Raw genomic sequence first — 6,869 nt, forward strand, 5'->3', positions numbered from 1 at the left:
CAAAAATGCCCAACCATGGGAACCAACCACCGCCGGTGCCATAGCCAGGAATGATGCGCTCCGCGCATCGAAGTGTCTGGGTCGGGCGCTCTGGCGGAACTGGAGCGGATACCACCGCCGGAGCCGCGTCGAGACAAAGATGCATTGTGTAAAGCTGCTGGGCCAGCGGCTGATGGCTCGGGACTTCGACCGCCAGGTCGCAGAGGTCCAGGTGCGCATCGCTATCCTGAATGGCTACACCGCCCTTGGCATCCCCGTCACAAAGGCAGTGGCATAAATCCGTCTGGGGTAAGGGGAAAACCGTCCGTCAGCTGATTTGCGCAACAGAGTCGTCTTGGGGCCGTCTTGCGTCCGGATCTACATCGAGCCCGAGGCGTCGAAGCGCGTAGTAGAGCAACGCCCGTCGAACCTTGATCTCTGCCTTGCCACCCCGCATTTCATAGTCGATGGCGATCACCTTGGCCTGCGTTTCGGACAGTGCAGGGTGTGGGCCGATTTCCAGCATGACCTGCGTGTGCCAATCGTGATCGCTGGCAGCCGGCATTTTGCTCTCTCGCGAGGCACGAATGTCGAGTATCCGGGACAAGAGGAAGTCCTTGAATAGCTCGTCGGAGAGGCAAAATGCCCGGGCATGCCAGCGGAAACCGTCGAACGCGATGGCGTGTGGCGCGATCCAGCGCCACCGGGGCTCCGGGTTGGACAGCGATTGATACTGTACCTCGATAGCCTCAGATCGGCGGATTGCGTCTACCACGGACCGAAGGGTCTCGGGATCTACACCACGCGCCGGGGTGGGGGCGGAATCGTAGATGGGCAGTTCCGCAATCCAGCAGTCGTCTCGATCCAGGATGCCGTCTGCGACCGATCGGAGCTGGGCGAGGTACCGACTGGCATCGAGCTTGTCGAACACCGGCTTAAAACCAGTTTGGCGCACATATGTCCGCAGGCTGCGGTCGTAGTCCATGTTCTGAGGAGCGAGGCCGATGTAGCGGCTCAGGTCCGATGACGCCTGGTTCACCGACAGCCCGAATTGCTCCATTACATCGCTGCGGTTCACATGCCCCTCCCAGAACAGGCGGAACTCGATGAACTTGAGCCTCTGCTCGACCCCCCAACGAAGCTCAGACCTGTCGTTGCTCACCACGCTCTCCCGTCATCGGTCGATGCGCATTAAAATTATGCGCGCCCAATTTCTGGGCTTTCTTTGACCGTAGCCGCGCGATGATTGGGGATCAATCGAAAAGGAAAGGGGTTGCGCGCAATTATCCCAAGGATTGCCGCAGGTTCTGCGCCACGGCATCTGCCGCCATCCGCACCGGTTCCGCCGCGAGATGGGCGTATCGCGCCGTGGTCTGGACCTGCGTGTGGCCGAGGAGCTTGCCGATCATGGGTAGACCCTGACCCGACGCGACAGCGGCCGACGCAAACGTGTGGCGCAGGTCATGGATACGGACATCCTTGACCCCGGCGCGGGCGCGGACGCGCTGCCAAAAAGGTTGCAGATCACTCAGTGGCTTACCGGGCAGAGTGCCGGTGATAACCCACGGGTTGCCGTCGATGTGATGGGCAGAGTGCAGGTATTCGACGGCCGGAGCGCCGACATGCACGACTTTCTTGCCAGTCTTGGAATCTGGCAGGCGAAGGGCACACTCGTCAAAATCGACGTAGTCCCATTTCAGCATCATGATTTCGCCAAGTCGACATCCAGTCAGGATCAGCAGCCGCGCTGCAAGAATGGCGGAGGGCAACTCGATGCGCTCACTTTCCATCTCCCGCAGGACTTCACCGATCCGGCGCAGTTCGGCAGCACTGAGAAACCGTTCGCGCTTTTCTTCAAGGTACTTCCGGATGTGCTTGCGCGGGTTCGATCCGTCGGGTCGCAGTCCCCACATCTCGGCCAGAACGAACATCTTGGACACGACCTCAAGGCAGCGGTTTGCCTGATAGGGGATGTGCCGCAAATCGTGATGGAACTTCGCCACATCGGCGCGGGTGATTTCCGGCACCGCCAGACGGCCCAGTGCAGGCAGGATGAAGCGTTTGAGGGTGCCACGATATTCCTTTGCCGTACTCGCCTTCAGACGGACCGCAATATGCTCTCGATCAAAGCGTTCAGCCAATTCGCGAACCGTTGCAGCGTTGCGCTTGGCATCGCGTTCGGCGGCCGGATCATCGCCGTTCTTGACGGCAGCGATGATGGTGATCGCGCGGGTGCGTGCCTGATCGCAGGTAAGAACCGTGCTGGGCCCGAGGCTCATCCGGCGCGCACGTCGCCCGGCGCGAAACTGCACCACAAAGCTTTTCCGCCCGCTGGGCATCACGCGCAGGCCAAAGCCAGGAATCCCTTCGTCCCAGAGGAAGAATTCGGTCGCCTGCGGCTCGACAGCGTCGATGATGCGTTTGGTCAGTTTCGGCATTTGGCGATCCTGTAAGGGCTTATGGCTTGCCTCTACTGTGGGGATCAGCTCCGAACAGTCAACGAACACATTGAAATTGCGCAATAAAAGGAAAATGTTCGTAGAGGGCGGGACCGTTGAGCTGCCCGTCGCGACTGCCAGAGTGTTAGTGATATCGAATCAGCGTCGGCGTTTCACTCCGAACTGGCCGCTGCTAGTGTGGGTCCGAATTGACACGGATTTCCAATGGCATCGAAGATCACCCTGAATGCAAAGAACCTTGAGACGCTGGGTGCAGAGCGCCTGGCCGAACTGCTGATCGAAATCAGCACCGGATCCGCCGTGGCCAAGCGGCGGCTGCGGCTGGAACTTGCGGGGGCGCAAAGCCCGAAGGAGGCCGGGCGCGAGGTGGCCAAACGGCTGACCAGTATCGCGCGGGCGCGTAGTTTTGTGACCTGGCAGAACCGCAAGCCGCTGGTCATCGATCTGGAAAGCCAGTTGCGCGCGATCAAGGAGCAGATCGCACCTACCGATCCGACCGAGGCGCTGGCGCTGACCTGGCGCTTCATGCAGGTTGCCACGCCACTGTTCGAGCGCTGCGACGACAGCAGCGGCATCGTCATTGGTGTGTTTCACAATGCCTGCGCGCTGCTGGGCGAGATCGCACTTGCAGCCGGAACGCCTCCCGAGGCGTTGGCCGATGCGGCAGTCGAGGCTTTGCGCGACAATGGCTACGGCCAGTATGACGGCCTCATCGCCATCCTTACCCCGGCACTGGGTGCCGAGGGGCTTGCCCATCTCAAGGCGCGCATCGAGGCGCTGGCGGCGGCCCCGGTTCCCGTGCCGCCGAAGGGTGAATGGGAGGCGGTGGGCTATGGCAGCGGTGGCGCCACCTATGCGCATCAGATGGAAGAACGCGCCCGGCAAAGCTTGGTGCGAATGGCGCTGAAGGACATTGCCGATGCGATGGGCGACGTGGACGCCTTCATCGCCCAATACGATCCCGCCACGCGCAAGGTGCCGAAGATCGCCGCTGAAATCGCAACCAGGTTGCTGGCCGCTGGACGGGCAGGGGACGCGTTGGGGTTTCTAGAGCGGGCCGAGTTTCGCGATCGCGCTTGGGTGCCCGAGGAATGGCAGGCTGCCCGGCTGGATGTGCTGGAATCGCTTGGCCGGACGGACGAGGCGCAGTCGTTCCGGCTGGAGTGCTATCACCGCAGCCTCGCCGCGGATCATCTGCGCGCCTATCTGAAGCATCTCGCGGATTTCGACGATGTCGAGGCCGAGGAGCTGGCGATGGCCCATGCCGTTGCCTACCCTGAACCCCTTTCTGCGCTGCATTTCCTGATCCACTGGCCCGCGCTGGGCCGGGCGGCGCAGTTGGTCCAGCACCGGTTCGACGAGTTGGACGGTGATCGCTACGAAATCCTGACCCCGGCCGCCGAGGGGCTGTCGGCGCGCTATCCGCTGGCCGCCTCGCTGGCCTTGCGGTCGATGATCGACTTCACGCTGAACGCCGGAAGATCGAGCCGCTACCAACATGCGGCACGACACCTGGCCGAATGTGATGCACTGGCCGCCCGGATCGAGGACTTCGGGACGGTCGAACCTCATGCGAACTATGTCGCCCGCTTGCGCCGGGACCATGGCCGCAAGTCCGGCTTTTGGGGCCACTTCGCGTGACGCAGCGGACGCCGACTGGCCAGAATGATCGTGCAGCTGACAGGAAGTGGCTTCTGACGGCTCATTAGTCAATTAATGCGTCATCTTGACATTGATACATGTTGCATATAGATGTGCGTCATGGATGATGATATTTCCCTTGATGATCTGAGCGACCTGACGGGAGTGGAACGGCGTACGCTGCGCTCGTGGGTGGCAGATGGGCTGTTGTCCGCGCCATTGAAAGTCGGGCGAGGAGCCCTGTATCCGCGTGCCAACGTAGACCGGGCGATGGCTGTCCGGGCCCTGCGGGAAATCCATGGTCTGCCCCGCACCGCAATTCGCGGCCGACTTCTGTCGGCAGATGACCGCGATATCCGGCAACTGGCCGAGGAGGCACAGGGCCTCGTCGCTGCCGGCAGAAGCGTGGCACTAAAGGGTCCATCCTCAGCAAGGTCCTATCTGGCCCAACTGCGCGATCCGCCGCCCCAACAGCTTGAAGAACCAGTTGCGCAAATGCGGATGTCGTCGCCGATTGAAGGCAGTTCAGCTGCCGAACCTCAGTCCGACGCTGCGGGGATCGACGCGCTCCTGGCTGTTCTTGAGGCTTCAGCGCGGGTTCCGTCGGTCAAACGTCTGCGCGGCACCAACCGCTATCACATCCCGATCACGCCGGATCTTGAACTGTCGGTGCGGGGTGAAATTTCGCCACGCGACCGCGCCATGCTGGAACGCGTCGCTGATCTCATTCGTGCCATTCTGACCGGAGGACTTTCCCATGACGACAAGTGAACTTTTTCTGACAGCCGGATTTGACCGCAACCTTGTCTGGGCCGAAGGCGGGTCTGTCCGCTACCTTGTGGCGAAGCTGGAGGTTCAAACTGCCGAATTGCAAAGCCGGGTCGAGCGCGGCCCCCTCAACATTGCCCTCTCCATCGACGCAAGTGGGTCGATGTCTGGCGGCAAGCTCGAGGCTGCAAAACTGGCGTCCCTGGGGCTGCTGGATCGTTTGAACTCCCGCGACCGTTTGACGGTCGTCTCCTTCGCCTCGGATGTCGTAACCCATCTGAAGGCGGCGGCGATGGATGACGCAGGCAAGCGGAAAGCGCGCTCGGCGATCGGCGAACTCAGCACCCGTGGCATGACGAACCTGTCTGGCGGCTGGTTTGCTGCCGCCGACGCTGCGGCAGAAGCTGCCGAACGCGACGCGAGCCTGACCCCGCGCGTGGTCATCCTGAGTGATGGCCAGGCGAACGAAGGCATTACCGATGTCGAGGCACTGGCCCATCACGCGGGCGAACTGCGCAAGCGTGGCGTTGTGACATCCACCGTCGGCATCGGTGACGGGTACGACGAGGCACTGCTTGCGGCAATAGCCGAAAACGGTGGCGGCCGCCTTCACGACGCGGAGCGCACAGACGAGATCGGCAACGTCCTGCTTGGCGAGATCGGTGAGGCCATGGCTCAGCTCGCCGACGGCGCGCTGTTGGTGCTGGACCTGCCTGCAGGGATCCGTGCCGAACCTCTGGGGATCTCGGGTGCGGAAATCACCGCTGGGCAGGTGACACTCCCCTTGGGGGGCCTTTCCGCTGGCTTGGCGCGAACCGCCGTTGTTCGGCTGATCTGCCCTTCGGGTCAGCTCGCGACCAATCTCGAAGTCAGAGTTTCCGCTACGGCCATTTTCAGTGCTACCGGCGACCGACTTCGTGCCGCCCCGACTGACTGCCGACTTGCCTTTGCACGCGGCAGCGAGAACAGCGCCCAAACCCGCGATGTCGAGCGGTCACTGGCAGCCGCGCGCGCCTGGCACGCCCATGTCGTGCGCTACGCAGCACTCCTCAATCGGGACGCCGAGGGCGATGAGGCCGAGAAATATCTCTCCCGTGAGATCAAGCACTTTGAGCGTTATGCCCGCGACGTGCCGGGCGGGGCGGAGATGATCGCTGAACTCGAACTGATCCGCAGCCGCGCCGGGCGCCGTTGGACCGAGCGGACGCGCAAGGAAATGGTTCTTCAGGCATCAATGTCTTTGCGAGAAGGCATCGACCACCGTGGTGCCGCGCGCGCTAGTTGGTCTGCCTATGTCGAGAAGGAGCCTGAGACATAGGCCTCGGGTTTCTCCCGATCTCACTTTGATTGAAACGCTACCGGAACATCATCCTTTGGCCGTGCGGAAGCACAGTGGAAGCAAGAGGGAAGGGTTCGCTGCGGATTGTTGCGAAAATCCGTGCAGAGACGATGCGGGGCAGGGGGCGACAAGCCACGGAAAATGCGAAAGATAGCGCGGTTCTGAGGGATTGTTCATGGTTCGTTCGCCACGACTCATAACCTGAAGGTCGTAGGTTCAAATCCTACTCCCGCAACCAGACTTTCTAACAAGATATCAAAGGCTTAGGCCGATGCAGAGCGGCCCACGGGGCGCTTTTTGCGTTGCAACACAGAACAAAACGTTCCCTCGGTATCCGTCCGGTTGTCCCGCTCTGACGACTGGATGGAGTATCAGCTAGATGTCCATCATCGATAAATGGACATCTTGTGGTGAGTGATGGCGGGGAAGAAGGGTCAGAAGCGGCGGTTCTGGTCAGATGACGAGAAGCTGCTGATCTGCACGCAGGCGCGTGCGCCGGGCGTGTCAGTTGCGCAGGTGGCGCGGCGCTATGCGATGAACACCAACCTGATCCATACGTGGCTGCGCGATCCTCAATTTGCGCCAGATGTTGAGGTGACAGAAGTCGCCGGGACGGAGGCTACGACGTTTGTCCCGATCGAGATCACGGGCGGATCAACGGTGCCAATGCCGAGGTATTCTTC

6 protein-coding genes and 1 pseudogene are annotated in these 6,869 nt (G+C 61.6%); 5 read left to right on the top strand and 2 right to left on the bottom strand.

The window, feature by feature from the left end:
* Positions 1 to 277: pseudogene (locus BMX16_RS16785) on the top strand (IS5/IS1182 family transposase); the annotation flags it as partial.
* 30 nt (positions 278 to 307) lie between these two features.
* Here the strand turns inward: BMX16_RS16785 and BMX16_RS16790 are convergent.
* Positions 308 to 1,141, bottom strand: a complete 834-nt coding sequence (locus BMX16_RS16790; RefSeq protein WP_089905901.1) for a WYL domain-containing protein — start codon at positions 1,139 to 1,141, stop codon at positions 308 to 310.
* Positions 1,142 to 1,262: 121 nt separating this feature from the next.
* Complete coding sequence (locus tag BMX16_RS16795; RefSeq protein WP_089905892.1) at positions 1,263 to 2,417, bottom strand: tyrosine-type recombinase/integrase; 1,155 nt, start codon at positions 2,415 to 2,417, stop codon at positions 1,263 to 1,265.
* A gap of 225 nt (positions 2,418 to 2,642) precedes the next feature.
* On the opposite strand from BMX16_RS16795, the gene BMX16_RS16800 reads away from it, so the two are divergent.
* The 4 genes from BMX16_RS16800 to BMX16_RS18115 form a co-directional block, all read left to right on the top strand.
* A complete protein-coding gene (locus BMX16_RS16800) occupies positions 2,643 to 4,079 on the top strand; it encodes a DUF6880 family protein (protein ID WP_089905894.1) in 1,437 nt (478 codons plus the stop codon).
* A 120-nt stretch (positions 4,080 to 4,199) separates the two neighbouring features.
* Positions 4,200 to 4,850: a MerR family transcriptional regulator gene (locus BMX16_RS16805; protein ID WP_177174719.1), complete on the top strand. Its 651-nt coding sequence runs from the start codon at positions 4,200 to 4,202 to the stop codon at positions 4,848 to 4,850.
* A complete protein-coding gene (locus BMX16_RS16810; protein WP_089905899.1) occupies positions 4,837 to 6,165 on the top strand; it encodes a vWA domain-containing protein in 1,329 nt (442 codons plus the stop codon). Before BMX16_RS16805 ends, BMX16_RS16810 begins: the two co-directional genes overlap by 14 nt.
* A gap of 438 nt (positions 6,166 to 6,603) precedes the next feature.
* On the top strand, positions 6,604 to 6,869 hold a 266-nt coding region (locus BMX16_RS18115), incomplete at its 3' end, for a transposase (protein ID WP_245731735.1).

The organism is Loktanella fryxellensis, from assembly GCF_900110065.1.
Taxonomy (GTDB): domain Bacteria; phylum Pseudomonadota; class Alphaproteobacteria; order Rhodobacterales; family Rhodobacteraceae; genus Loktanella; species Loktanella fryxellensis.

Coding starts and splice junctions, on each gene's coding strand:
- BMX16_RS16805 (WP_177174719.1), top strand. CDS start 4,200: ATGGATGATGATATTTCCCTTGATGATCTGAGCGACCTGACGGGAGTG.
- BMX16_RS16810 (WP_089905899.1), top strand. CDS start 4,837: ATGACGACAAGTGAACTTTTTCTGACAGCCGGATTTGACCGCAACCTT.
- BMX16_RS16800 (WP_089905894.1), top strand. CDS start 2,643: ATGGCATCGAAGATCACCCTGAATGCAAAGAACCTTGAGACGCTGGGT.
- BMX16_RS16795 (WP_089905892.1), bottom strand. CDS start 2,417: ATGCCGAAACTGACCAAACGCATCATCGACGCTGTCGAGCCGCAGGCG.